Annotated in this window: 29 protein-coding genes; 11 read left to right on the top strand and 18 right to left on the bottom strand. The window is 51.7% G+C overall.

Annotated elements, in window-relative coordinates; translation table 11 throughout:
• The first annotated feature begins 21 nt into the window (after positions 1-21).
• Entirely contained in the window at positions 22-279 is a 258-nt protein-coding gene (locus EBB_RS22575) for a twin transmembrane helix small protein (protein WP_192395917.1), read from the top strand.
• Between the two features lie 63 nt (positions 280-342).
• Here EBB_RS22575 and EBB_RS22580 read toward each other — a convergent pair whose 3' ends face one another.
• From EBB_RS22580 to bioB, 10 genes are all read right to left on the bottom strand, one after another.
• Positions 343-1,218 carry a cytochrome c oxidase subunit 3 gene (locus EBB_RS22580; RefSeq protein WP_192395918.1) on the bottom strand — a complete coding sequence of 292 codons (876 nt, stop codon included), beginning with the start codon at positions 1,216-1,218 and terminating at the stop codon, positions 343-345.
• An 11-nt stretch (positions 1,219-1,229) separates the two neighbouring features.
• On the bottom strand, positions 1,230-1,772 hold the full coding sequence (locus EBB_RS22585; protein WP_192395919.1) for a cytochrome c oxidase assembly protein: 543 nt from the start codon (positions 1,770-1,772) through the stop codon (positions 1,230-1,232).
• 155 nt (positions 1,773-1,927) lie between these two features.
• Complete coding sequence (ctaD, locus tag EBB_RS22590) at positions 1,928-3,544, bottom strand: cytochrome c oxidase subunit I (protein ID WP_192395920.1); 1,617 nt, start codon at positions 3,542-3,544, stop codon at positions 1,928-1,930.
• Positions 3,545-3,597: 53 nt separating this feature from the next.
• Positions 3,598-4,728: a cytochrome c oxidase subunit II gene (gene coxB / locus EBB_RS22595; RefSeq protein WP_192395921.1), complete on the bottom strand. Its 1,131-nt coding sequence runs from the start codon at positions 4,726-4,728 to the stop codon at positions 3,598-3,600.
• A gap of 253 nt (positions 4,729-4,981) precedes the next feature.
• Positions 4,982-5,377 (bottom strand): bacteriohemerythrin, encoded by a 396-nt coding sequence (locus tag EBB_RS22600; RefSeq protein WP_033156576.1) that lies wholly within the window; start codon positions 5,375-5,377, stop codon positions 4,982-4,984.
• 54 nt (positions 5,378-5,431) lie between these two features.
• Positions 5,432-6,127, bottom strand: coding sequence for a dethiobiotin synthase (bioD, locus tag EBB_RS22605; RefSeq protein WP_192395922.1), 696 nt, complete (start codon positions 6,125-6,127; stop codon positions 5,432-5,434).
• Entirely contained in the window at positions 6,124-6,912 is a 789-nt protein-coding gene (gene bioC, locus EBB_RS22610) for a malonyl-ACP O-methyltransferase BioC (protein WP_192395923.1), read from the bottom strand. Before bioC ends, bioD begins: the two co-directional genes overlap by 4 nt.
• The gene (bioH, locus tag EBB_RS22615; RefSeq protein WP_192395924.1) at positions 6,909-7,670 is read right to left on the bottom strand and encodes a pimeloyl-ACP methyl ester esterase BioH; all 762 of its coding nucleotides are present in this window, start codon (positions 7,668-7,670) and stop codon (positions 6,909-6,911) included. The genes bioC and bioH overlap by 4 nt, the downstream gene beginning before the upstream one ends.
• On the bottom strand, positions 7,667-8,827 hold the full coding sequence (gene bioF, locus EBB_RS22620; protein ID WP_192395925.1) for an 8-amino-7-oxononanoate synthase: 1,161 nt from the start codon (positions 8,825-8,827) through the stop codon (positions 7,667-7,669). The genes bioH and bioF overlap by 4 nt, the downstream gene beginning before the upstream one ends.
• Positions 8,827-9,816, bottom strand: coding sequence for a biotin synthase BioB (gene bioB, locus EBB_RS22625; protein ID WP_192395926.1), 990 nt, complete (start codon positions 9,814-9,816; stop codon positions 8,827-8,829). Before bioB ends, bioF begins: the two co-directional genes overlap by 1 nt.
• 68 nt (positions 9,817-9,884) lie before the next feature.
• Here bioB and EBB_RS22630 point away from each other — a divergent pair, with 68 nt between their 5' ends.
• Entirely contained in the window at positions 9,885-10,586 is a 702-nt protein-coding gene (locus EBB_RS22630) for a ComF family protein (RefSeq protein ID WP_192395927.1), read from the top strand.
• Positions 10,587-10,595: 9 nt separating this feature from the next.
• On the opposite strand, the gene EBB_RS22635 is transcribed toward EBB_RS22630, so the two are convergent.
• Complete coding sequence (locus tag EBB_RS22635) at positions 10,596-12,197, bottom strand: nucleotide-binding protein (protein WP_192395928.1); 1,602 nt, start codon at positions 12,195-12,197, stop codon at positions 10,596-10,598.
• 226 nt (positions 12,198-12,423) lie between these two features.
• Between EBB_RS22635 and EBB_RS22640 the strand changes: the two genes are divergently transcribed.
• The 4 genes from EBB_RS22640 (at position 12,424) to EBB_RS22655 (ending at position 15,238) form a co-directional block, all read left to right on the top strand.
• Complete coding sequence (locus tag EBB_RS22640; protein WP_192395929.1) at positions 12,424-12,960, top strand: flavoprotein; 537 nt, start codon at positions 12,424-12,426, stop codon at positions 12,958-12,960.
• Complete coding sequence (locus EBB_RS22645; protein WP_192395930.1) at positions 12,957-14,351, top strand: DUF6513 domain-containing protein; 1,395 nt, start codon at positions 12,957-12,959, stop codon at positions 14,349-14,351. Before EBB_RS22640 ends, EBB_RS22645 begins: the two co-directional genes overlap by 4 nt.
• 156 nt (positions 14,352-14,507) lie before the next feature.
• The gene (locus EBB_RS22650) at positions 14,508-14,870 is read left to right on the top strand and encodes a NifB/NifX family molybdenum-iron cluster-binding protein (protein ID WP_192395931.1); all 363 of its coding nucleotides are present in this window, start codon (positions 14,508-14,510) and stop codon (positions 14,868-14,870) included.
• Complete coding sequence (locus EBB_RS22655) at positions 14,867-15,238, top strand: hypothetical protein (protein WP_192395932.1); 372 nt, start codon at positions 14,867-14,869, stop codon at positions 15,236-15,238. Before EBB_RS22650 ends, EBB_RS22655 begins: the two co-directional genes overlap by 4 nt.
• A 7-nt stretch (positions 15,239-15,245) precedes the next feature.
• On the opposite strand, the gene EBB_RS22660 is transcribed toward EBB_RS22655, so the two are convergent.
• Complete coding sequence (locus EBB_RS22660; RefSeq protein ID WP_192395933.1) at positions 15,246-16,322, bottom strand: PA0069 family radical SAM protein; 1,077 nt, start codon at positions 16,320-16,322, stop codon at positions 15,246-15,248.
• Positions 16,323-16,822: 500 nt separating this feature from the next.
• Entirely contained in the window at positions 16,823-17,230 is a 408-nt protein-coding gene (locus EBB_RS22665; protein WP_229427632.1) for a flagellar basal body-associated FliL family protein, read from the bottom strand.
• A gap of 62 nt (positions 17,231-17,292) precedes the next feature.
• Here EBB_RS22665 and nagZ point away from each other — a divergent pair, with 62 nt between their 5' ends.
• The 3 genes from nagZ to EBB_RS22680 are packed head-to-tail and all read left to right on the top strand — an operon-like array spanning position 17,293 to position 19,584.
• On the top strand, positions 17,293-18,309 hold the full coding sequence (gene nagZ, locus EBB_RS22670; RefSeq protein WP_225587716.1) for a beta-N-acetylhexosaminidase: 1,017 nt from the start codon (positions 17,293-17,295) through the stop codon (positions 18,307-18,309).
• Positions 18,302-18,847 carry a hypoxanthine-guanine phosphoribosyltransferase gene (locus tag EBB_RS22675; protein WP_192396445.1) on the top strand — a complete coding sequence of 182 codons (546 nt, stop codon included), beginning with the start codon at positions 18,302-18,304 and terminating at the stop codon, positions 18,845-18,847. Before nagZ ends, EBB_RS22675 begins: the two co-directional genes overlap by 8 nt.
• On the top strand, positions 18,844-19,584 hold the full coding sequence (locus EBB_RS22680; RefSeq protein WP_192395935.1) for an S-methyl-5'-thioinosine phosphorylase: 741 nt from the start codon (positions 18,844-18,846) through the stop codon (positions 19,582-19,584). The genes EBB_RS22675 and EBB_RS22680 overlap by 4 nt, the downstream gene beginning before the upstream one ends.
• Positions 19,585-19,681: 97 nt before the next feature.
• Here the strand turns inward: EBB_RS22680 and EBB_RS22685 are convergent, their stop codons facing one another.
• On the bottom strand, positions 19,682-19,876 hold the full coding sequence (locus EBB_RS22685) for a hypothetical protein (protein ID WP_033156590.1): 195 nt from the start codon (positions 19,874-19,876) through the stop codon (positions 19,682-19,684).
• 122 nt (positions 19,877-19,998) lie between these two features.
• On the opposite strand from EBB_RS22685, the gene EBB_RS22690 reads away from it, so the two are divergent.
• A complete protein-coding gene (locus EBB_RS22690) occupies positions 19,999-20,457 on the top strand; it encodes a thiosulfate oxidation carrier protein SoxY (RefSeq protein ID WP_192395936.1) in 459 nt (152 codons plus the stop codon).
• 1 nt (position 20,458) lies between these two features.
• Entirely contained in the window at positions 20,459-20,770 is a 312-nt protein-coding gene (gene soxZ / locus EBB_RS22695; RefSeq protein ID WP_192395937.1) for a thiosulfate oxidation carrier complex protein SoxZ, read from the top strand.
• A gap of 8 nt (positions 20,771-20,778) precedes the next feature.
• Here soxZ and EBB_RS22700 read toward each other — a convergent pair whose 3' ends face one another.
• From EBB_RS22700 to EBB_RS22715, 4 genes are read right to left on the bottom strand one after another with little or no spacing between them, the layout of a single operon-like run.
• Positions 20,779-21,738 (bottom strand): beta-ribofuranosylaminobenzene 5'-phosphate synthase family protein, encoded by a 960-nt coding sequence (locus EBB_RS22700; RefSeq protein ID WP_192395938.1) that lies wholly within the window; start codon positions 21,736-21,738, stop codon positions 20,779-20,781.
• Between the two features lie 34 nt (positions 21,739-21,772).
• Positions 21,773-22,450: an HAD family hydrolase gene (locus EBB_RS22705; RefSeq protein WP_192395939.1), complete on the bottom strand. Its 678-nt coding sequence runs from the start codon at positions 22,448-22,450 to the stop codon at positions 21,773-21,775.
• A complete protein-coding gene (locus EBB_RS22710) occupies positions 22,447-23,373 on the bottom strand; it encodes a hypothetical protein (RefSeq protein ID WP_192395940.1) in 927 nt (308 codons plus the stop codon). The genes EBB_RS22705 and EBB_RS22710 overlap by 4 nt, the downstream gene beginning before the upstream one ends.
• A gap of 3 nt (positions 23,374-23,376) precedes the next feature.
• The gene (locus EBB_RS22715) at positions 23,377-24,303 is read right to left on the bottom strand and encodes a GGDEF domain-containing response regulator (RefSeq protein ID WP_192395941.1); all 927 of its coding nucleotides are present in this window, start codon (positions 24,301-24,303) and stop codon (positions 23,377-23,379) included.
• Between the last annotated feature and the right edge of the window lie 131 nt (positions 24,304-24,434).

A 24,434-nucleotide genomic window follows, 5' to 3' on the forward strand; every position in this document is an offset into this window, starting at 1 on the left:
TTTTTATTTACTAACGCCGCCATGCTTATCAAAACGCTTACTATCGTCGCATTTCTGGCCATCGTCATTAGTCTTGGTTCCGCGCTGTTTCATATTGTCAAACACAAGGAAGACAGCGATTCGGCGAAGACTGCTAAGGCTTTGACCGTGCGTATCGGCCTTTCGCTGGCTTTGTTCATTCTGCTGTTCATCGCTTACGCCAGCGGCCTGATTCAGCCTCACGGTATCGGTGCCCGTATGCATGCCAGTCAAAACCCGCCAACAACGTCAAACCCTTAAGAGTCGACAAAAAAAAAGCGCGATCTGCACAGAACGCGCTTTTTTCTTTGTGGTTAACCGTTGTTACATCATGTAAACAAACACGAACAGACCCAACCAGACCACGTCGACAAAATGCCAGTACCAAGCGGCTGCTTCAAAGGCAAAGTGGTTTTCCGGTGTGAAATGACCTTTCCAGCTTCTGAACAACACTACGGATAAAATAATTGCACCGACGCAAACGTGGAAACCGTGAAAACCGGTCAACATGAAGAAGGTTGAACCATAGATACCGGAACCCAGAGTCAAACCCATTTCATGGTAGGCTTCGTAATACTCAGTTGCTTGAAATCCCACGAACAAAAAGCCCAAACCCACGGTAGCGATCAAACCTTTGATCAGCTGATCGCGATTTTTTGCTAACAAACCGTGATGCGCCCAAGTACAGGTTACGCCACTAGACAACAGCAACAGGGTATTCAGGAACGGTAAACCAAACGCGCCCATGGGTTCGAAATCACCGCCTACTTTACCGGGACCGTTGGTAGGCCAAACTGATTGGAAAGCCGGCCACAAAGTATCGTGCGTCGAACGGCCAGGCCCACTTGGAAAGCCGGTTTCGCCCAACCAAGCTACCGACAGATTACGCGTGTACCAAAGCGCGCCGAAGAAAACGGCGAAGAACATGACTTCGGAAAAAATGAACCACATCATGCCCATCCGATAGGAAATGCCAACGCCATGGTTGTACATACCGGATTCGCTCTCGGTGGACTGCAAGGCAAACCACAAACCCAGCATCACTAAAAAAATAACGAAGCCTGTCAACATCATGCCGGAACCGATCGACGAACCGTTCAGATGATTAGCAAACCCCGCCAGCGTCATCATCAAACCGCCGGTAGCCAAAACCGGCCATACGGCTTTATGCGGTATGTAATAACTATCGTGTGTAGACATATCCTTCCCCTCTATTTTTTACTGATGTTAGTGTTATCAAAAAAAGTGTATGCAAGCGTGACGGTCTTATAACGTTCGGGTAACGCCGGTTCTACAACGAAACGAACCGGCATGGTTTTTTCTTCGTTTGCTGCAAAAGTTTGTTCGGTAAAGCAAAAACACTGGGTTTTTTTAAAAAACTCTGCTGCCAAGCCCGGCGTAATACTGGGTATCGCTTGGGCAATCATCGGCTTGTTAGTGGTATTTTTGGCATAAAAATTAACGGTGTAGTATTCACCGGGATGCACTTTCATGCTTTTCACTTCTGAGCGAAACAACATCGGAGTGGACTCGTTTAAGGACGTGAGAAACTCGACAGTCACCTCCCTATTTTTATCCATCTGATACGCCGTCTCCTGAACCGCTTGACCTTCAACTTTACCGTTCAAACCGGTTAAATCGCAAAGCACATCGTAAAGCGGCACCAGAGCATAACCAAAACCAAACATTGCAATTGCAACAAGCGCCAGCTTACGGACCAACTTGATATTTTTTTGCCCAATATCGTCGCTCATTGCGAGATAGCCTTAATAACCGCAAATACGTATATCGTAAAGGCCACCGCAAACAACACCAAAGCCGTCAAAATGTTTTTCTTTTTTGTATCCATTTCATTACCCAATAAGCCATGTCAAATGACATGGCTTATTTCAGTCACTCATTTCAAGCCTTAAAAATGCTCGGTAGGGATTCTAGCCGGCGGTGTGCTGAAGGTGTGATAAGGCGCAGGCGAAGGCACGGTCCATTCCAGACTGTGTTTGCTAGCATCTTCCCAAACCTCGTCGCTCACTTTTTCACCGGTCCCACCACGGATGGTGTCGATGACGATGTACACAAACAACAGTTGGCTAAAACCGTATATGAACGCACCAATACTGGACACCATATTCCAATCCGCGAATTGAATGGCATAATCGGGAATACGACGCGGCATGCCAGCCAAACCCAGGAAATGTTGCGGGAAGAACAGGATGTTAACCGATACCGCTGACAACCAAAAATGGAGTCTGCCGATTTTCTCGTTGTACATATTGCCGGTCCATTTAGGCAACCAGAAATAACCGGCAGCCATCAGGATGAAAATGGACGCAGGCACCAAGGTGTAGTGAAAGTGGGCAACGATGAAATAGGTATCGTGGTATTGAAAATCCACCGGCGCTACCGACATCATCAAACCGGTGAAACCACCCATAGTAAATAGCACGACAAACGCAATCGAAAACAGCATTGGCGTTTCGAAGGTCATGGAACCCTTCCACATCGTGGCGGTCCAGTTGAACACTTTTACGCCGGTCGGAATCGCAATCAGCATGGTGGCGTACATAAAGTACAACTCACCGGCGACGGGCATACCCACGGTAAACATGTGGTGAGCCCAAACGATGAAAGACAAGAAGGCAATCGCACCGGTCGCATACACCATAGAGGCATATCCAAACAGCGGCTTACGGGCAAATACCGGAATGATGGTAGACGCCACACCGAAGGTCGGCAGAATCATCACGTACACTTCAGGGTGACCGAAGAACCAGAAAATGTGCTGGTACAACACTGGATCGCCACCGCCGGCCGCATCGAAGAAGCTGGTGTCGAAGAATTTGTCGGTTAACAGCATAGTTACCGCACCGGCGAATACCGGCATGATAGCGATCAACAAGAACGCGGTGATCAACCAAGTCCAGACGAACAATGGCATTTTCATCAAAGTCATGCCAGGCGCGCGCATATTGAAAATGGTGGCAATCACGTTGATAGCACCCATGATGGATGAGATACCCAACAAATGCACAGAGAAAATAGCGAACGGAAAGGATTTGCCGTTTTGGAAAACCAAGGGTGGATAAAAAGTCCAACCGCCCGATGGCGCGCCACCTTCCATGAACAAAGTGCTGGCCAACAACAATACGCCGGCCACCAACATCCAGAAACTCATGTTGTTCATCCGTGGCAAGGCCATATCCGGTGCACCGATCATCATCGGAATCATCCAGTTGGCCAAGCCGACGAACGCCGGCATGACAGCGCCGAACACCATCACCAAGGCATGCATGGTGGTCATCGAATTAAAGAAGTTTGGATCGACAAATTGCAGACCAGGCTCGAATAATTCGGAGCGAATAACCAATGCCATGGCACCGCCGACAAAAAACATTGCCAGGCCGAATACCAGATACAAGGTGCCTATATCTTTGTGGTTGGTGGTAAATATCCACCGTAAAACGCCCTTCTCAGGGCCGTGATCGTGGTGATCGTGATGATCATCATGTTCAGCTACGACAGCAGTCATACTCTATACCTCAGCAAAAATTAGAAAATGAGTTCATTGCGAAAATCAGTGAATTACTCATCATCGTCCCATTTAGGTGTGATTTTATTAGGCTGAATCTCATCACCCACGTTGTTACCCAATGCCGGCGCGTTTCTGATGTAAGTGATCAGCTCGGCCAATTCGTCATCCGGCAGTTTTTTGAAGGCCGGCATTTTGCTCGTACCTGCCTGAATAAAACCAATCAGTTGGTCCATATTACCGGTGACCTTAGCGCTGCCGCGTAAAGCCGGGAACCAACCGGAGATACCGTTACCGTCGATCTGGTGGCAAGCCACGCAGTTTTTCAGATAAACAGATTCACCTTTTGCCATCAGCGTGTTGCGAGTTTGGTCGCTCAAGTCAGGGGCTTGATTCTGTTTCTCCAGAGTCGCTTTCATCCAGGCATCGTATTGATCCTGTTCCATCGCCACCACCACCACTGGCATGAAGCCATGGTCTCGACCGCATAGCTCAGTACATTGACCACGGTAAGTACCGGGTTTATCGACTGAGGTCCAAGCCTCGTTTATAAAACCTGGGTTTGCGTCTTTTTTCCAACCCAGATCAGGCACCCACCAGGAGTGAATCACGTCGCCAGCAGTAAACAGAAAGCGGATTTTCTTACCAACCGGCACCACCAGCGGCTTATCGACGTTCAGCAAGTAGTTGGGGACATTACGCGGATCCATGGAACTGTCCCTGTGGGTTTTTTCGCTGGCCTCGTCTAAATGGCTTTCGAAATGCACGCCGCTATCCAGGTATTCGTACTCCCAATACCATTGTTTGCCAGTGACTTTGATACTCATCTCTGAGTCCTGCACCTTGTCCAAATCGATCACGGCTTTGGTCGCAGGAATCGCCATACCCACCAGAATCAGCGTGGGAATGATGGTCCAGATGATCTCAACAGTCGTATTCTCATGAAACTGCTCGGCTTTATGGCCCTTTGATTTACGATGATGATAAATCGAGTAAAACATAGTGCCGAACACCGCGATCCCAATAAACACGCAGATCCACAGAATCAGCATGTGCAAATCGTAGAGCTCGTTACTGAGTTGCGTCACGCCCTTCATCAGGTTGAGTGTATAGTCCGCATGCGCAGTCCCCAAGCCTAAAGCCATCAGGACTAAACAAGCGAGCAGTTGCTTTGTTTTCTTCACGGAGCAGCCTCCCCATTGGTAGTTATAAACTTGTATGCGTTATATCTTCGTAATATCGTCGCAAGACCATTTAACCGGCGAACAATTCCATTTACTGATAATTATCATAAATTAACTGGGCAATTTTAACCCATGACTCACCCACAAACCAGAAGAGGTTTTCCCGTTTGTAAAAAATACACATAAAAAAGGCTTGGGAGCATCGCTGCTCCCAAGCCTTTTGTTGCGTAATAGAGACAGATTTATGCTGTCATTACTTCAATGCTTCAGAATACGCCATGTCGAATTTAGGAATGTGGCTATCCAACCAACTTTTGACCAATTGCCCCACGTCTTCGGTAACTTCGGCTTCGCCAGCATGGAATTTTTTCTGCAAATCGGCGCAGATACCGATCAACGCTTCATGCTCGGCTTTGTGCCTGTCATAACCAGCAAAGCCCTTTGCCACCATTTCCTTTTCTTCGTGAGCAAAGTGATCGACCACATAGGCAATCAGTGCATCCAGCGAAGCGCCAACGGTTGCGCGCGCCGCGCCGCCCGTTGCTTCATCGTACAGTTTATTCAGCAAACCGAACAAGGTTTGGTGCTCTTGGTCGGCAAATCCGACATTAGTGCCATATTGAGCCGCAGTCCAAGTAATTAAAGCCATATAACGTCTCCTGGTTGTTTTTGTAATGGAGTCGTCATTTTGAACACCTGTTCCTCATTTTTTTTGATTTACATCAACTTTTTGCCAGTTTGGCAAACTCAATTTAGCCGCCAACAAGTCAAAATCGCCGGCAGCCGAAAACGGCAAAACCCCCAACAGAGGTGCATCCAGACACTCACGCAGATAAGTCAGATTGCCGTCAAAACCCGGCATCGCCTGATCAATTTGCACTGCCACCCAACCGGCGCAGGACAAACCGCTCTGCCGTATAGCCGACATCGTCAAGCGCGCGTGATTGATACAACCCAGCCTGATACCCACCACCAGAATCACCGGCAAACGCAAGGCTTGCGCCAGACCGGCGTTCTCCAAAACCCCACTCATTGGTGAATACCAACCACCCGCCCCTTCGACCAGCACCACATCAGCCCGTTGTTGTAATCGGGTATAGCCATCCGAAATAACATCCACTGAAACATCAACAGCACCACAAGCCAAATGCGGGGATATTGCCGCTTCAAAAGCGTAGGGATTGATTTGCGAGTATTCCAGTGGCACTGAAGCGTATTGCTGCATCAGTAGCGCATCGGAATTTTTCAGCATTCCGTCATGCCATTCACAGCCGGCGCCCACCGGTTTCATTCCCACCACACTCAAGCCTTGCATTTGCAAGCAGCGCATCAAGGCAATCGTCGCCCAGGTTTTGCCGACGTTCGTATCCGTACCGGTAATGAAGAACGCGGATTTCATAACCTTGCCCGCACGAAAATGATTTCATAGCTGGCCACTATTTCGCCGTTTACCATGCCGTTTTCGTAGTGCCGCATCATGCGCTGCAATTGCGAACGGGTGGTGGGCCGCCGATTTCTGGCATCGCTAACATTATGCGCCCCCAGGTCTTTTAGCTCATGCATCAAAGCCAGTACCGAGGGGTAAGATAAACGATACATCACAGATTCCACATCGACCCGCGCTAGACCGGCAGCCCGTAAGAAACCGCCAATCTGCACCGCACTATAAAAATCGTTCACATGAGCAAAATCGTCGACACCTGTCCAAGCTGCTTTCAGCTCTCTTAAGGTTTCCGGACCGAAAGTTGAAAACACCAGCTGCCCATCATGACGCAATAATCGCCGCACATCGGCAAACACCGACGGCAAATCCTGACACCACTGCACGGCCAGATTCGAATAAACTTGTTGCAGACTGTTATCCGCAAAAGGTAGTTTTTCGGCATCGGCACAAACATATTCGACCGGTAAAACACCGTTGTTCCGTCGCGACGCTTGCAGCATGGGCAATGCAATATCCAATGCCAAACAAGACTGATTCAGACCATCTAACGGCAAACATCGCGTCAAAAAACCGGTACCACACCCAACGTCCAGCACCCAGCCCGGTGCGGATTGCACCGGAAATTTTTGCAACAGAGCTAATCCCACCTGGCGTTGCAACATCGCCGCTGAATCATAACTTCCAGCCGCCGCTGCAAACGAACGCCTAATTTTGGCTTTATCCAACACGGCAAAACTCATTCAGCCGCAGCTACGATGTCGCATAGCTGCTGGGCATGCGACAAGAACGGCACATGTCCGGCATTTGCCAGGAGATGCAGTTTGACGCGCGTATTTAAAGTTTTTACAGCTTGCCCGGTTTGCACTGGAATCAAAGTATCTTTATCGCCTTGCATTACGATGATCGGACAGCGCAAGCCCACCACGGACTTGCGCAAATCGCTATTTTTCAGAATTTGCAAACCACCCTGCAACGCATCGAGCGCCGGCGCATCGCACTCCTGCACGGCCAAGCGTAATTGCTGTAACAACTGCCGGCTCTCGGGCAAGCCTTGTACTTGCAGACCTAAAAAGCGTTGCAAAGTCAATTTTGTATCATCGCTAAGCTGGGTGACAAAACCATCCAACACTTCCGGCCTCACTCCCGGCCAATCAGCAGTCTTAACAAATTTAGGATTGCCGGATAACAAAAACAAGGACTTTACGCGCTCAGGACAGCGCGCCGCCATATCCAAAGCTACCGTCGCACCCAGCGACCAACCCAACACGCTAAAACGATTGACCGGAATTGCGTCAAATAAAGCGGACGTAATTGCCGGCAGGTCATATGCATCCAAACCGGCACTGCGGCCGTGACCGGGCAAATCCAGGCAAATCACCTGGCGATAGCGCGCCAGTTGCCTGGCAAATTCTCGCCAAATGCCGCTATGCATCGCCCACCCATGCAGCATCACCAGCGGCCGGCCCTGACCATATATTTCTCGATGAATTCCGGTCATGGTAAGGCCCTGGCCAAAGCTTCCAACAACGCATCAACTTGCGGTTCGGTATGATGAGCAGAAAACGTGATCCGCAAACGCGCAGCACCGGCCGGCACGGTCGGCGGCCGAATCGCGCTAACCCAAAATCCTTGCTCCAGCAAACGCTGACTGGCCGCCACGGTTTGGCCGCTGTCGCCAACTAAAACAGGTTGAATCGCGGTAAAAGAGTCCATTAGTTGCAGGCCTTGTTGCTGCGCACCTTTTCGGAAACGCCCGATTAAATTTTGCAGCTGTTCGCGGCGCCAGGATTCACTTTGCAACACCCGCAAACTGGCACGAGTCGCCTCGGCCACAGCCGCCGGCAGCGCAGTAGTAAACACATAACTCCGGGTTTTTTGAATCAACATCTCGATCAAATCCTCAGAACCCGCCACAAAGGCACCGAAGGTCCCAAATGCCTTGCCCAAAGTCCCCATCAGAATGGGTACATCATCCTGACTCAAACCGAAATGCTCGACGACGCCGCCGCCATTTTTACCGAGTACGCCAAAACCATGGGCATCGTCGATCAGTAAGCCGGCATGATGTTGTTCGGCCAACTTAACCATGGCGGGTAGCGGCGGCAAATCGCCATCCATACTAAACACGCCGTCACTGACCAACAAAGGCTTCCCGTTAGCAGCAGCGAGTTTAGTCTGCAAATCTTCGCAATCAGCATGTCGATAGCGCTGAAAACGCGCCCGTGACAGCAAGCCGCCATCCAATAGAGAAGCGTGATTCAACCTATCCTCGAGCACCGTATCGCCACGCCCCAGCAAAGCAGAAATCACCCCCAAATTGGCCATATAGCCAGTGGAAAACAGCAAGGCTCTCTCCCGCCCGGTAAAAGCCGCCAATTCTTCTTCCAACGCATGATGGGCCGCGCTGTGCCCACAAATCAGATGGGCAGAACCACTACCAACGCCGTAGCGATCCACGCCCGCTTTAAATGCTGCCGCCACCTCGGCATGATTGGCCAGCCCCAGATAGTCGTTACTGCAAAAATTGATCAGCTGCCGACCATCGACATTCAGCATGATGCCTTGCGGACCATCGACTACTCGCCGGCTCCGATACAGGTTATCTTGCTCCAGTTGCCGCAATTCGCCGGCAAAATCGTAGAAATTGTTGGCCATTAGGCGTAGCTGGAACCGCCCATTTTGACTCCCAAGCGCTCGAACAACTGCTGGTCGTGGTTGGTCATGGGATTATCGGTGGTCAGCAGTTTCTCGCCGTAGAAAATCGAGTTGGCGCCGGCCAGGAAACACAAAGCCTGCATCTCGTCGCTCATCGCCTTGCGTCCTGCCGACAAGCGTACCCGCGATTGCGGCATTAAAATTCTGGCAACGGCAATCGTGCGGACAAACACGATAGGATCCAGCGCTTCGGTGCCATGCAATGGCGTCCCCTCCACCTGCACCAGCATATTGATAGGCACACTTTCCGGATGCTTGGGCATATTCGCCAGTTGCAACAGTAACTTGGCGCGGTCGGTTTCCGATTCGCCCATACCGACGATGCCGCCGCAACAAACATTGATGCCGGCATCGCGCACCCGCTCCAAGGTATCCAGGCGGTCTTGATAAGTACGGGTAGTGATGATTTCTGAATAGTAATCTTCCGAGGTATCCAGATTGTGATTGTAATAATCCAGGCCGCCGTCTTTCAGGGCTTGCGTTTGTTTATCGCTAAGCATGCCCAGCGTGACGCAGGTTTCCATGCCCAACGCCTTGACGCCCTGCACCATTTCCACCACCCGTTCGATGTCTCGGTCTTTAGGGCTGCGCCAGGCTGCACCCATACAAAACCTCGATGCGCCCTGTTCTTTGGCTTGTTGCGCGGCTTTTAATACTGCATCCACCGGCATCAAGGCTTCCGGATTTAAATCGGAGTCGTAACGGGCGCTTTGCGGACAATAACCGCAATCCTCTGAGCAGGAACCGGTCTTGATACTCAACAGACTGCTCACCTGTACCTCATTCGGATCGAAATACACCCGATGTACAGTTTGCGCCTGATAAATCAGGTCGTTAAACGGCAGCGCCAGCAAGGCTTCGACTTCGGCTAACTGCCAGTCGTGACGGATGGTGGCCATTGATTCCAAGGGTTTCTGGCTTGCAGACATTCTGATAATCTCCGAGATTAAGGACAAATCCGTGGCAAGCACCGACTTATCAACCTATATTTAAAATTATGGTAAACAACTGGCTGAACATTATACAGAAGAAATTGCTGCCGCCACGTTGTGTGTTATGCGGCAGTCCGGGGCACGGCGATTTGGATTTGTGCCTGGGCTGCTTGACGGACCTGCCGCGCAACCTGTCTTGCTGCTATCGTTGCGGAGAGCACTTCGAGACCACAATTGATGTACCACAACTCTGCGGCCGATGCCTGAAGAAATCGCCGGCCTTCGACGAGACCTATGCGCCGTTTTTATATCAAAGCCAGATGCGTTATTTGGTAGGACAATTGAAGTTTGCCAACGATTATAAAAATGCTCGACTACTGGCGGCCTTGCTGGCCGAACATATCTCCGATACTGCGGAGTTGCCGGATTGCCTGTTACCCGTACCGCTGTATCCCAAGCGCTATCGGCAGCGCGGCTTCAATCAGTCGATAGAAATTGCCCGGCATTTGTCCAGACAGCTCCGCATTCCACTGGATTTAGACAGTTGTGTTCGCCAGCGTGACACCGGCCATCAAACCGGCTTACCGGCCAAGCAGCGCCTAAAGAACATGCGTTTGGCCTTCAAGATTATCAAGCCCCTGACGTTTCAACATATCGCAATTATTGATGATGTCATGACCACCGGCGCTACTGCCTCGGCGCTAGCTGCCACACTAAAGCAAGCCGGAGTCGGCAAAGTCGATGTCTGGGTTTGCGCCCGCGCCTAAAGCACTGTCTCAATTATCCCGGGCGGCCGAGGCTGCGAGCGGCAAACCGGCGTTTTGCAAGGCGTTGAGAGTAGTCAGTAACTTTTCCCGCCGCGAACCCAACAGCTGAAAACCGTGCATCAACATCGTCATTTCATCGTGCAAATTTTGCTGATCGACGCCCATGACATTTAAAGCCTCGACCGCCGATGCCAGCGCCAGTTCGTGCTGACTTTGGTAAGGCCGCTTAAAGCGGGTCTGAAAGCCGTCCCGGAATTTTTGCAGCAATTCCTCGAAGCGCTGCTCGGTAAAATCCTCGGCTTGCATGCGTTCCAGCAACACCTGCTCGGCATCGAACACCTCTTCATGAAAAGTCTGCCGATAAGCCGCGCATAACTGTTCTACTAAGTTTTTATGCTGTTCTCGCTGCCCTTGTAACTGCGCGACCAATCGTGCCGCGTTTTCTTCCAGGCTGAACATCGGCCGTTGATAACGCATCGCATGCAAAGCCTCCAGGGTCGCCACCAATTCAATCAATCTGGGCTCGGCATAATTTTCAGTTTCCAGCCAACGATAAAACAGCGGCTTGAAGGCATTCGGAAAACGGCCGAATTGCTCACAGTAAGATTCTACAAATTCGCCGATAAAGCGTTCCAATGCCGGTTGATCGAGCAGTTGCTGCTTCATCGCCAACAACAACCTCCGACTCAACTCACTGATGCTCATTTCCACTTTATCAGCAGGATTTAGCGCACTTACCGGCTCAGCATCGGCATCATCGCCGACAACTTGCCTGCTCGGCGTAGCGCTTAACAACGTTTGCCAGTATTCCACCAACCCGGTGCCTGCGGTTTCGCCACCGATGTGCTTGATAATATTGTCCGCCAGCGCCAACAAACAGCGACTTCCCGGGGAATTGACAGCTAAATCCACTACCGACATTTGCAAAGCCACCGCTTTGGGCAGATTCTCGTCACGAATTACAAAACCGCCGTACTCCACTTTCAATTTCAAGCATTTTTCCGCCACGGCGGCAAACCGCCGATAGGTATCAGTCGCAGCCGGGTAATCCACAGCCTGATTGACCACGACGCGCAGACTGCCCAAATATTGGCGAGTATTCAAAGACTTCAGCAGCGCAAAGGCATCGGTTAGCGCCGCAGGATCGCCGCTGACTACTAAAAAAGTAGATTGCGCCAATTCGATAAAACGCAACAGCGTTTCGGTATGCATCGCAGCCGTGTCGATCAAAAAATAATCGAATTGTGTTTCCAGATCCGCCAATGCAGCCGTCAGCCTATGTATCTGCTCGGCGGAGACAGGCGCACCGCCCATTAGTTGCGCAGCTGACACGACGCCAACATCGTCGCCGGTTTTCAGCAAAATCTCAGTGATAGTTTTTTCACCGCGTAACACCTGCTCCAAACGATATGCCGGCCGCAGCCCGAGCAAAGTGTTGATATTGGACAAACCGGTATCGACATCGACTACGCAAACCCGTTTGCCGCGCAAGACCATTGCCGCCGCTACATTAGCCACCACACTGGTTTTACCGACGCCGCTCTTGGCCCCGGCAAACACGATAATGTGCGGTTTTGATGGGGCTTGTTCTGAAATATATAAACTGTCCATGGTGGCAATGAAATAGGCTATTTAGTCGCGTATAGATCGGCAAACCAAACCAGCCGAATTCGGGCGATATTGTAAGCCCTATCTTACAAATTCATGAATTCATACCATAAATCATACGGCGTATGCCGATACACGAGCCGACAGGCCGGACCGTATCGCCGGCGAATGGTCGATTAGCCGCCGTCTTCACGTATAATGCCGCTTCCACAAAACTAATACAGATACCATGACCACCCCGCGTCTCGCCTGGGCCATTACCGGCTCGGGACACTACATTGAAGAATGTCTTGAATTTATGCTGACGCTGGACAACGTTGATTTGTATTTGAGTCAGGCCGGTGAGGAAGTATTGAAAATGTACGGTATCCGCCTGGACGACGTCAGGGCCAAGATGCCGGTGTATCGGGACAAAGCCGCTTCGGCGCCTCCGGTCGGTTTATTCTACAAGGGCTATTACCACACCTTTGTGATGGCCCCCACCACCTCTAATACCATCGCCAAATGCGTGCTAGGCATCGCCGATTCATTGGTCACCAACTTGTATTCCCAAGCCGGCAAATGCCGCGTACCCAGCATCGTTTACCCCTGCGACACCATGCCGGAGATTGAAACCACCGCACCCGGCAAGAAAAAATTCATGGTGTATCCGCGCCCCATCGATTTGGAAGCCACCGATAAAATCCGCACTTTTCCTTATACCCAAGTGGTTGATGATGTCGAGCAGCTAATCGTCGCCGTCAACAACCGCCTAGCCAGTTTATGACCGAGCGCATTCTATTCGTCACCGGGCGCTTGGCGGAAAAACAAGTCCGGCAGGTGTTGGAAAAAATGCAGCCGGACTTTCAATACAAAGTCTATGTGATGGGCGTGACGGTGGCGGCGTTGATTACGAGCGACATGCTTATCAGGCGTATGCCCGACGCCCAAGGCGCAGACCGGGTGATCTTACCGGGACGTTGCCGCGGCGATCTTGACGCATTAGCACAACACTTTGGTGTGCCATTCGAACGCGGTCCGGAGGAAATCAAGGACTTGCCGCAGCATTTTGGCCTAGCCGCTCAGCATTACGACCTCAGCCAATACCAAACCAAAATTTTCGCCGAAATCACCGACGCACCCAACATCAGCGTCGAAGAGGTGATTGAGCGGGCTTATTACTATCAAGCCAACGGCGCCGACGTCATCGACATCGGCTGCCTGCCCGGCACGCCGTTTCCGCATCTGGCCGAGTGCATCCGCACCTTGAAACAAGAAGGCTTCACCGTAAGTATCGATTCGCTGGAAGACGCCGATTTGTTGGCCGGCGGTAAAGCCGGCGCCGATTACATGCTGAGCTTGACCGCCAAGAGTCTATGGATTGCCGACGAGGTAGCGACCACGCCGGTTTTAATCCCGGACACCCATGGCGACTTGGACACGTTGGACGCGGCTATCGCGATCTTGCAGCGTAAAAACCGCGCGTTCATCGTCGATCCTATCCTCGATCCGATCCACTTCGGTTTCACCGATTCCATCGTTCGCAATCACGAATTCCGCCGCCGCTATCCGGAGGTGGAAATGATGATGGGCGTGGGCAATCTCACCGAACTGACCCACGCCGATACCTCCGGCATCAACGCGATGTTGTTGGGGATTTGTTCGGAGCTGAACATCAATCATATTTTGGCGACGGAAGTGAGTAGGCACGCGCGCCGCGCCATCAAGGAAGCCGACAGCGCCCGCCGCATCATGTACACAGCCAAGCAGCACAACACCCTGCCCAAGCACATCGCGCCGGATTTGCTGACCGTGCATGACAGCTCGCCCTTTTTGAACAGCCGCGCGGAAATTGAAAGTTTGGCAGCGGAAATCAAAGACCCCAGCTACCGCATCCAGGTCAGCAGCGACGGCATTCATGTGTTTAACCGCGACGGCCTGTATACCGCGCACGACCCGTTCGATCTATACCCGAAACTACACGTAGAAACCGACGGCGGCCACGCCTTTTATCTGGGCGTGGAACTCGCGCGCGCCGAAATCGCCTGGCAGTTGGGCAAGCGCTTTACCCAGGATCAGCAATTAACCTGGGGCTGCGCAGCGCAAGGCACCGAGCCGGCGGTGGATTTACATACCTTCAAACCCGCCGGCAGCACCTTAAAAAAGCACGAAGACTAAGCCGTTTGTCGACTGCGCTTGTCGTAAACTCGACAAAGCCTCAATGCGGCTTTGCGTTAGTCTCGCCAAAACCCCGCTATTTCGGCCTCAGTTTATTTGGTATTGGTCTTGCTTGCATCTTGGCTAAACCCCTTTCACCCGAACGAGCCCACCCACATGCCTGAGTTTCCGTTAAAACTGGCCGTCGCCACCAAGGACAACATTTCCATCAACGAACATTTCGGCCATGCCACGAAGTTTTCCATCTATTGCGTCTCCGAAGCCGGTTGCGAATTATTGGAAACCCGCGAAGTGGCTAATTACTGCTTGGGCCAGCATGCCGACGAGTCGGCCATGCCCGGCATTTTGGCAACCATTAAAGACTGTTATGCGGTATTCGTGGCGCGCATTGGCGACGGCCCCACCGCAAAAGTCCACGCTATCGGCGTGCGCGCGGTTTCTGAATACGCGTACGCGGCGGTCGAGGAATCCTTGCTGGATTATGCAAAACGCACCGCTGCCGGCGAGGAGATTGGATGACGCCCGAGCATGTTCAGAACTGGGTGACTAACCATCCATTAAGCCCTATCCACATCGATTGCGCAGTGACTGTGATGCTGAAAATCATCGACGGCAAGTGCAAAATGCGGCCAACCGAAAAACTGGTGATGGCACTACTGTACGACTGCGTCAAACACTTACCAGGGCAAATTCTGGAAGCCGATTTGCATCCCTTGATCGCTACGGCCCGCGCCAACCAAGACGACGAAGCTTTGAAAAACCTGATTTACGAAAAACGCCTGATGGCGGAAACCGCAATTTCCCGGCCGGTGATGAAAGGCTTTAAAGCCATGATCCGCGAGCAAGGCTTGCTGGAGCGCCGGGATACAGAAGAAACGGAAGCCTAAGTCGCGTTCAATCGAAAAAATCGAAACTCAGCTGTCCTCCCAAGTTTGGTGGACGAAACAAATCGCTACGCAACGCCGGCAGCGAACCGGTTAAATCCAGCTTTCTGCTGATTACCTTGAAGCGCTGCGCAATCAAATCGGCGTAACTGCCGCCGCCCGTTTGGCGTTGATGAAACGCCGAGTCATAGGCTTTGCCGCCCCGGCTATCCCGCACCCGATTCATTACGTGCTCGGCTTTTAAAGGGTAGTTTTGTTGCAGCCATTCGGCAAATAAATCCGCAGTTTCCAACGGCAGGCGCAGCAGGATGTATTGCACACTTTGCGCGCCAGCTTGATGAGCCGCGCTGACGATGCTTTCCAGTTCGTAATCGGTCAGCACCGGAATCAGTGGCGCCAGCATTACCCCCACCGGAATGCCAGCTTCCCGTAGTTTTGCTACAGCCTGTAAACGGCGTTGCGGCGCGGCGGCGCGCGGCTCCAGAGCGCGCGCCAGCGTTCTGTCCAGCGTCGTAATTGAAAGATAAATCGAGACCAAACCCTGCCCGGCCATTGGCGCCAAAATATCAATGTCGCGTTCTATCAAGGCCGATTTAGTGACGATGCTAGCCGGATGCCGCGTCTCTGCCAACACCTCCAAAATTTGCCGCATGATGCGCTGCTGCCGTTCCAGCGGTTGATAAGGATCAGTGTTGGTACCCAAAGCCAACGGCGCGCAGCGATAACTGCGTTTGGCCAACTCTTCGCGCAACAATCGCGCAGCGTCAGGCTTGACCAGGATTTTGCTCTCGAAATCCAGACCGGCGGAATAGCCCAAGTAGGCATGGGTCGGCCGGGCAAAGCAATAAATACAGGCATGCTCACAGCCGCGATACGGATTTATCGACCTATCGAACGGTATATCCGGCGAATCGTTGTAGGTAATCACCGATTTGCTTCTATCGATGATGACTTCGGTCGGCAAGGGCGGCAATTCAGCATCCAAACTGCCCCAGCCGTCGTCTTCGGCCACAGTACTTTGCCGTTCAAAGCGGCCAGCGACATTACTGATACTGGCGCGACCTTTGTAAATTAATGGCTTAGACATAGCATCATCTGCAAGCAATACACAATTAGGTCAAGGGATTATACTCAGCACGTGCGACTCTCCAGATAGTCGCTGAGACTTTGCCACCATTTTGCCAGCCGACATTGGCTTTACTGCCCCGCGTCTAACCTTAAAGCGGCTCTTGAACACCTACCAGACGAAGGCCAGACAAACGATGAGAAAGCCGCTGACCAAATATACCACCGTATTAAACTAGAGTTATCTGCTACCAAATCGGCGGCAACGTCGGTTGCTAACAAAACGTCCTCACTGGCACACTCATTCTGGCGGGGCTACCTATTGAAACGGGAGCGCCGACCGCCACGCGAATCCAAGCTTCATGGATTTTTCGAAGCCTTACGCACATGTCATTAGGCAACCGCGTCCTGGCAGGTCTAAGGCTTAGTAAAAGATTCAGACTAATATCGAAAATGACAGTGCAAAAAAAAGCTCGCATCGCTGCAAGCTTTTTTGTTCAAACCTAAGATTTTTCAAGGCCGCTAATTGATCAAAAACTCCGAAAAGAACACATCGCGAAAACCGTCACTATTTTGCGCTTTGGTCAAAATATCGGTGATCAATTGTTTGGTCTTCATCCGCAACGCTTCACGCTGTTCCATGGTTTGCAAGTCGGCGCTTTTCGTGCCGCTCAGCATCATGATCATCTCATGACGTAAAACCGGCATATGTTTTTTGATAATTTCCAAGTGATCGGCACCTTCCACCAGTAACTGTACGTTTAACATCAGGTATTTTTTAGGTTCGGCCAGATTGACGGTGAACTTAGGTTTCATCTCCACATACTCAATAACCGGCCCTGCGCTCTCATCGGCTTTCTTCTCGCCGGAATTGGCCCAAGTCATCGTCGGTAACAGCATCAAACTGATCAACAAAATAAATGTTCGCACGGTTTCCTCATATAATGTGACGGTTAGACCAAAAGTATATTCCATTTTCACCATTTATCACCATGAAACCACAAGCTATCGGCCCGGTCATGATCGACATTGAGGCCCACAGCCTCAGCGCGCTGGACAAAGAAAAAATCGCTCACCCCAATACCGGTGCCTTAATCCTGTTCGCTAGAAATTACGACAATCCTCGGCAAGTCGCCGATTTGATCAAACAGATCCGCGCCGCACGCAAGGGCGACATTTTAATTGCTGTCGATCAGGAAGGCGGCCGCGTGCAACGCTTTCAAAACGGCTTTACCCGCCTGCCGGCGGCGGCTTTATACGCCGAACAACCCGAACTGGCGGAAGCCGCCGGCTGGCTGATGGCCAGCGAACTACTGGCGGTGGATGTGGACTTCAGTTTTGCGCCGGTATTGGATGTGGATTGCGGGGTCAGTGAAATCATCGGCAACCGCTCATTTTCCCAAAACGCAAAATTAGCCGCAGAACTGGCCGGCGCATTTCGCCAAGGCATGCGCAGCGCAGGTATGGCGGCCACCGGCAAACATTTCCCTGGCCACGGCGCGGTGGCGCTGGATTCGCATTTGACCTTGCCGGTCGACGAGCGCGACTTGGAAACCATCCGCAGGCAAGATTTACTACCTTTCAAACAACTGATAGCGCAAGGTCTGGAAGCCATCATGCCGGCACATGTAGCTTATCCGCAAGTGGACCGCTACCCCGCTGGTTTTTCCAGCTTCTGGTTACAGACCATTCTGCGTGGCGAACTTGGCTTTGACGGCGCGATCTTCAGTGATGATCTGAGCATGGAAGGCGCCGCCAGCATAGGCGATTTCACTGAACGCGCCGGCCTTGCCCAACAGGCTGGCTGCGACATGCTACTGGTTTGCAATAATTCGGCAGCGGCCGAGCAAGTGCTGGATAAACTGCCTATCAGCCAAAACAGCAAACGCGAACAACGCCTGCAAGCGATGCGCGGCAAATGCCAGCTCGATAAAGACGCCCTGGCGAAAAATGACAAATGGCAAACCATTTCCAAACAAATCACGGAGTTTTATGAAGCCCATGCTTGAAGAAATCGGCATTGTTAAACAGCAAGCGCTGCTGCTGCACAGCGCCGAGGAAGTCGAAGCGGCGTTGGATAGCATGGCCGCGGCGATCACCAATAAACTGCAAGACAGTAATCCCTTGGTGTTGTGCGTTATTAACGGCGGCATCATCGCTACCGGCAAATTACTGCCGCGCCTGGACTTTCCGTTGAATCTGGACAGCGTCCACGCCAGCCGTTACCGCAACGCCACCTCAGGCAGCGATATACATTGGCTATTCAAACCGACTACACCGCTGGCTGGCCGCACAGTATTGGTGGTGGACGATATTCTCGACGAGGGCCATACGCTGCACGCTATCGTCGAATATTGTCGAGAAGAAGGTGCCGGCGCCATTTATACCGCAGCGCTGTTCGACAAAGATTTGCAAATCACCAAACCTATCGAGCCCGACTTTATCGGCCTGACAGTCGCTAATCATTATCTGTTTGGTTACGGCATGGATTACAAGGGTTATCTGAGAAATGCGCCAGGCGTATTTGCCTGCAAGGAAGTACTATGACATTAGCTATCATCGGCGGCACCGGCCTCACCCAAATCGAAGCACTTACCATTACGGGTGAAGAACGCTTGACCACGCCTTTCGGCGAGCCGTCTGCGCCTTATTTGCTTGGCGAACTTAATGGGAAAAAATTGGTGTTCCTGGCCAGACACGGCAACCCGCATCGAATCCCGCCGCACAAAATCAACTACCGAGCCAATATCTGGGGCTTAAAACAGTTAGGCGTTACCGAGATTATCGGCGTCGCGGCGGTTGGCGGCATCGGCGCAAAGATGGCACCTGCGGTTATTGCCATTCCCAATCAATTGGTCGACTACAGCTACGGCCGGGAACATACGTTTTTTGCCGACGATCTTGAACACGTCACGCATATCGATTTCACCGAACCCTATACACCCTCTTTACGCGCAAGAATTATTCAAGCCGCGCAACAGGCAGACATTTCCATCACCTCTTCAGGCACTTACGGCTGTACCCAAGGGCCAAGGCTGGAAACGTTTGCCGAAATCAAACGCATGGCTAACGACGGTTGCGACCTGGTCGGCATGACCGGCATGCCGGAAGCCGCGCTGGCACGGGAATTGGGCTTGGCTTATGCCAATATCTCGGTGGTTGCCAATTGGGCGGCAGGCGTGGTCGAGGGCGAAATCACCATGGCCGAGATCGAGAAAAATTTGGACGTTGGCATGGCCAATGCCATCGCTTTACTGAAAGCAACGGCATTATTCAACGACTAGTAGAAACGGAAACGGATTTTGACGAGGCCCGGATGCCCCGCCAAAATCCGCGAATTTGGGAAACGCAGATTACATTTCCCGAACCTTTGCAAAGCGCTTATCTTTTCGTGCCACCGCTGTGAAGTACATCATTGCGATAAGCTGAGTTGGCGGAGTCTTCGGCGATATTTTTTGCCGCGGTAGCATATTTGTCATGCTCGGCATTTTTTACCATCAGTACAGCGCCAGCCGCCAAGACGACAGCAATGACGATATAGAGCCAGAAATTATCTTTTTCTTGTACTTCACTCATTTTGTACCTTCCTTTTGTTGTTTGTGATGGTGGTGCTGAAAAAATTTCAACGGGGCAAAAGATAACAAGCCGAGGCTTAAATTTTTTGATATACATCAAACTTTTTATGGTTATTAAATTTTATGCCTAGTCGGCGCCTATTTTTACAGCACTCCGGTATTTTGCTGGCCGGGGCTTTATTGACCGGCAAATCCGCAAACGTCCGTGCCGAGAGATTGGCAAAACATTTTGCCGCCGACGACTTCATCACCCTCTACGCACAACTTATCGATCAGCGAACGGTGATTAATAGCGATAAACTCAATTTGATCCTGCCCAAGATTGCCGAAGATGGCGCGGTAGTGCCGGTCAGCATTGCTAGCGAACTGGAAGGCATAGAGAAACTGTATCTATTCGCCGATAAAAATCCCACGCCGCTGTTGGCGGAATTTGAACTCACGCCACTCATCGCACCCCAGCTCACGGCACGTATTAAATTAGCCGAATCTTGCACCGTGATTTTGCTTGCGGAATACAAAGGGGCGCTACTACGCACCAGCCGCTGGGTCAATGTGATGCGCGGCGGTTGCGGAACAGGTTGATATGGCTAACAGTATAAAAATCAGAAGCCAACGGCGTGACGGCTATACGGAAGTTAAATTGCTGATCACGCATCCGATGGAAAACGGCCGCAATCGCGATGCCAACGGTGACTTGATTCCGGCGCATTTCATTGAGCAGTTACAGGTCAAGCTCAACGATCAACTGATACTAACCACCAACATGGCCGGCAGTATCGCCAAAAATCCGTTTTTTACGTTTAGATTAAAAGCCGGCAATAGCGGCGATAGGCTCAGTGCCGAATGGACTGACAATAAACAAAATAAAGATCACGCGGAACACGCGCTCGACTAAGGTACCCGCTAATTGACCCTAATTTCCGCTGTCTGATTTCGGGCGCTGGCCACCAAAAAACTTAGGGGTGATGCGGCGAAGTCCCGTTCCAACTGCGCCAGCAGCTCTGCAGCCCGTTGCGGGTTAGCAACCGCGCAAAAGCCGGTCGGCCCCCAAGAGGTCTGGCCTATCGCCACCGCGCCTTGCTCGGCCAGACTAGCCATTGCCGCCGCGACATCCGGACTGGTAAACACCCCACCCTGTACCGGCGCGAAATGCTCCCCTACCGCCTGTTGCAGCGAGGTAATCACTTCGCCGAACTTATCCAGATCGCATTCAGCCAAAGCCGGCAAGCCCTGCATCAATAGCAAGTAACACAAGCGCTCGGCCTGGGCTTGCGGAAATGGCGGCAATTGCTGAAAGGCGCTGACTTCCTGTTCGCCATGCAAACCTTGGCCGCGCTGATCGAACACCAAAATAAAGCGCCAGTCTTCCGGCACAGCCATTTGTGCAATCATGGGCGGGGTTTTGGTGTCCGGTCCGCGACCGCCATCCACCACCAGGCCGCCTGTTTCGAAGATACCGATACCAATACCGGAACGCGCACCGCGATCAGAGAGTTGCGCTATTTCCCGCACCGACAGACCCAAACCGTAAAAAGCATTCAACGCGGCACCGACAGCCAGAGCCATTTGCGTACCGGACCCTAAGCCAATGTGCTCAGGAATGGCATGGTCGATAATGATATTAAGTGCATCGGAAACGCCCAGCAGCTGAGAAAATTGCCGAGTACATTTCAGGGCGCGCTCAGCGGACGGACCGCTGACTTGCAGGCTATCCGCGGCGGTTATGATGAGTTTGGTATTGATTTCGTTCAGCGCCAAACCGATGCTACCGAAATGCCGCCCCAACGCCCCGCTTAAATCGATAAAGCCCATATGCAAGCGAGCCGGTGCTATGACCGTCACTGATTGGTACCGCGCTTTCACCACCTGGATTCCGTCAAATAGTAAGGAGCCGGCATTATAGCGGATGATGTTGGCGGGCCGAGATAAAATCAGCCACTTGGTGTAGATCGTCCATGAGAAAATCGGCGTGTTCGACAGCCCAGGCATCCACCGGCTGTAATGACGGCACGAAGATACAGGCCGCTCCAGCGGCCAGAGCGGCGCGGACGCCTGTCGGCGAATCCTCCAGCACCAAACAATCCTCAACCAGTTGTGCCAGTTCTGCGGCAGCGCGCAAAAAAATATCCGGCGCCGGCTTTGCCGCGGCGACCATATCGCCGGCAACAATATAAGAAAAAACATCCGTCAATCCAGCCCAGGCCAGACACTGTTGCGCCGCTGCCAGTGCACTATTAGTGGCCAGACAGAACGGCAATGGGTACTGAGCCAATACCTCCAACACGGCAAAAAATCCCGGTTTTACGGCGATACCGTGTTGCTGCACGTGCGCTAGCCAATAATCGCTACTCAATTGTTGAAACTTGTCCAGATTGAAACCAAGCCCACACTGCACCTGCAAACGCTGAGTCACTATTTTTCCGGAGCAACCGGACAAGCTATCCCAAAATTCAGCCGGCATCGCAAAACCAAGCTCATCGGCGGCAGCACGCCAAGCTTGAACATAAGTCGGTTCGCTATCCAAAACCAGACCATCCATATCAAAAATGACCGCCCGCCAATGCCGATCTGTCACCGGATGACCTTGATAAACTCGCCTATGGCTTCCCGATTCGAACCGACTACTATGCGCTGCAATCCACTTTGATCAACTTCCAATTGTCCGGCCACGCGAATTCTTTCGCCGATTTGTGCCTGGCCGTTGTAAGTCGCGGTAAAACACACCACGCTATCAACTTGCGGATGTTTGACGGCAAACCGAGCGGGATAATCGAAACTGAATTGGTCTTCGCACACTTCGGCGTCGATAGTGACAAAACCCAGTTTACGATAGCTTCTGTCTTGTGCTTCCGGGTCGGAAACTACCAGCGACAAATCGAATTTACGCCCATTGATCATGCCCTTGTTGTACTTGCGCTGCTCGTGCCAGACATATTCGTCAAAGGCAAAATCGCAGGCTCGCCGCTGATAAGCCTCCAACCAATCTTCATCGTTTAATGCCTGGCAACGATCTTCGGCAATCAAGGCTTGGACGATATTGCGCGCACGATGAAACTCGCCACGCTCGTAGCACACCAGATCAATATCGGAACTGTGTTTTTGCATCCCCACCAGCAGCGAGCCGGTCACGCCGAATCGGTTAAGTGCCAAGCCATTGTCCTGCAACAAGCAGCACAGTTTGTGCAAATCGGCCAATACCGGATCGCCGGGCTCCTCAGCCAACAAACTTTGCAATATTTTTTGAGGTTGATAATGCCGAACAATAGCGGCGCTGGGCACGGCGTGTAAATGTGCATCAAGCAGCGCCGAATAATGCAGATACTGTGGGGAATATTGCGCAAGATGTTGGTTCGCCACTGCGGTGTCAACCTTGCGCCAAACGCCCACCACACAGAGGTAGCGCAGAAAACATAAGACCTTCCCATTTTCCTGGCCCTGAACAACGACCGCGAAAATCAATCCTTCCGCAGTTTCTATAAAATCTTTGGCTCGATACACGATTTAATTGACTTCCACGCGGTTACGACCGCTTTGCTTGGCCTTGTACAAAGCCGCGTCTGCCGCTTCCAGCATCTCCAGCGCGGTTCTATATTGGCCGACATAGGTAGCCACGCCCAAACTCAGGCTAACACACAGGGTCTCAGTGTCGCCGTAAACGATGTTTTTTTCAAAAACTTGCCGGCGAATACTTTCAGCGAGTGCACGGGCCTGTTGTAAATCCGTATCGGGTAGTATTGCCACGAACTCCTCACCACCGTAGCGGCAAATCAGATCGCTGCTACGCGCCAATTGCTCCGTGAGAACTTTCGCTACTGCAATTAAACACCCATCGCCTTGCGGGTGCCCTAAGGCGTCGTTGTATTTCTTAAAGTAATCGATATCGCAAATAATCAAAGACAACGGCGCTTTATTGCGGCGGGACAGCGCAAACTGCATGGCAAGATTGCTATCGAAATGGCGGCGATTGCCCAAGCCGGTTAATTGATCGCGCAATGATAAACGCTCCAATTCCAGATTGGCGGCCTGCAATTCCCGCTGGGTGGTTTGCAGTTTTTGCCGCATCACATAAATCCGCTCCATCGCGATCACTGTCAATCGCAAACGGGTAGGATTCAGCGGCTTAGGCAGATAGGCGTCGCCGCCGGCCAAAATACCGTTAACGAACGACTCATCATCGTCGTGCATCGTAAAAAAAATGATGGGAAACCAATCGGCCTTTTTTAGCTCGCGGATGGCTTTCGTGGCCTCAAAACCGCTCAGCATGGGCATTTCCACATCCATCAAAATCAAATCCACGTCTTGGTCGGCGACATATTGCAAGGCTTCGGAACCGTTTTCCGCATAGGACACCGCATGCCCCATTTCTTTTAGGCATTCCGCAACCAGCTGCCGGATCACTTTACTATCATCGACCACCAATATTTTCATTGTTCTTCTAGTTGGCTTAAGCAGACTCTAGGATTCTAGCGTAATTAGTTGAAGTCACAGAAAACAATTGATAAAACCGATTCAATCCCCTATCCTCGCCCGCTGGCTTTTCAGCCTACCAACAATCCGTT

This window comes from Methylomonas fluvii (genome assembly GCF_014850975.1).
Taxonomy (GTDB): domain Bacteria; phylum Pseudomonadota; class Gammaproteobacteria; order Methylococcales; family Methylomonadaceae; genus Methylomonas; species Methylomonas fluvii.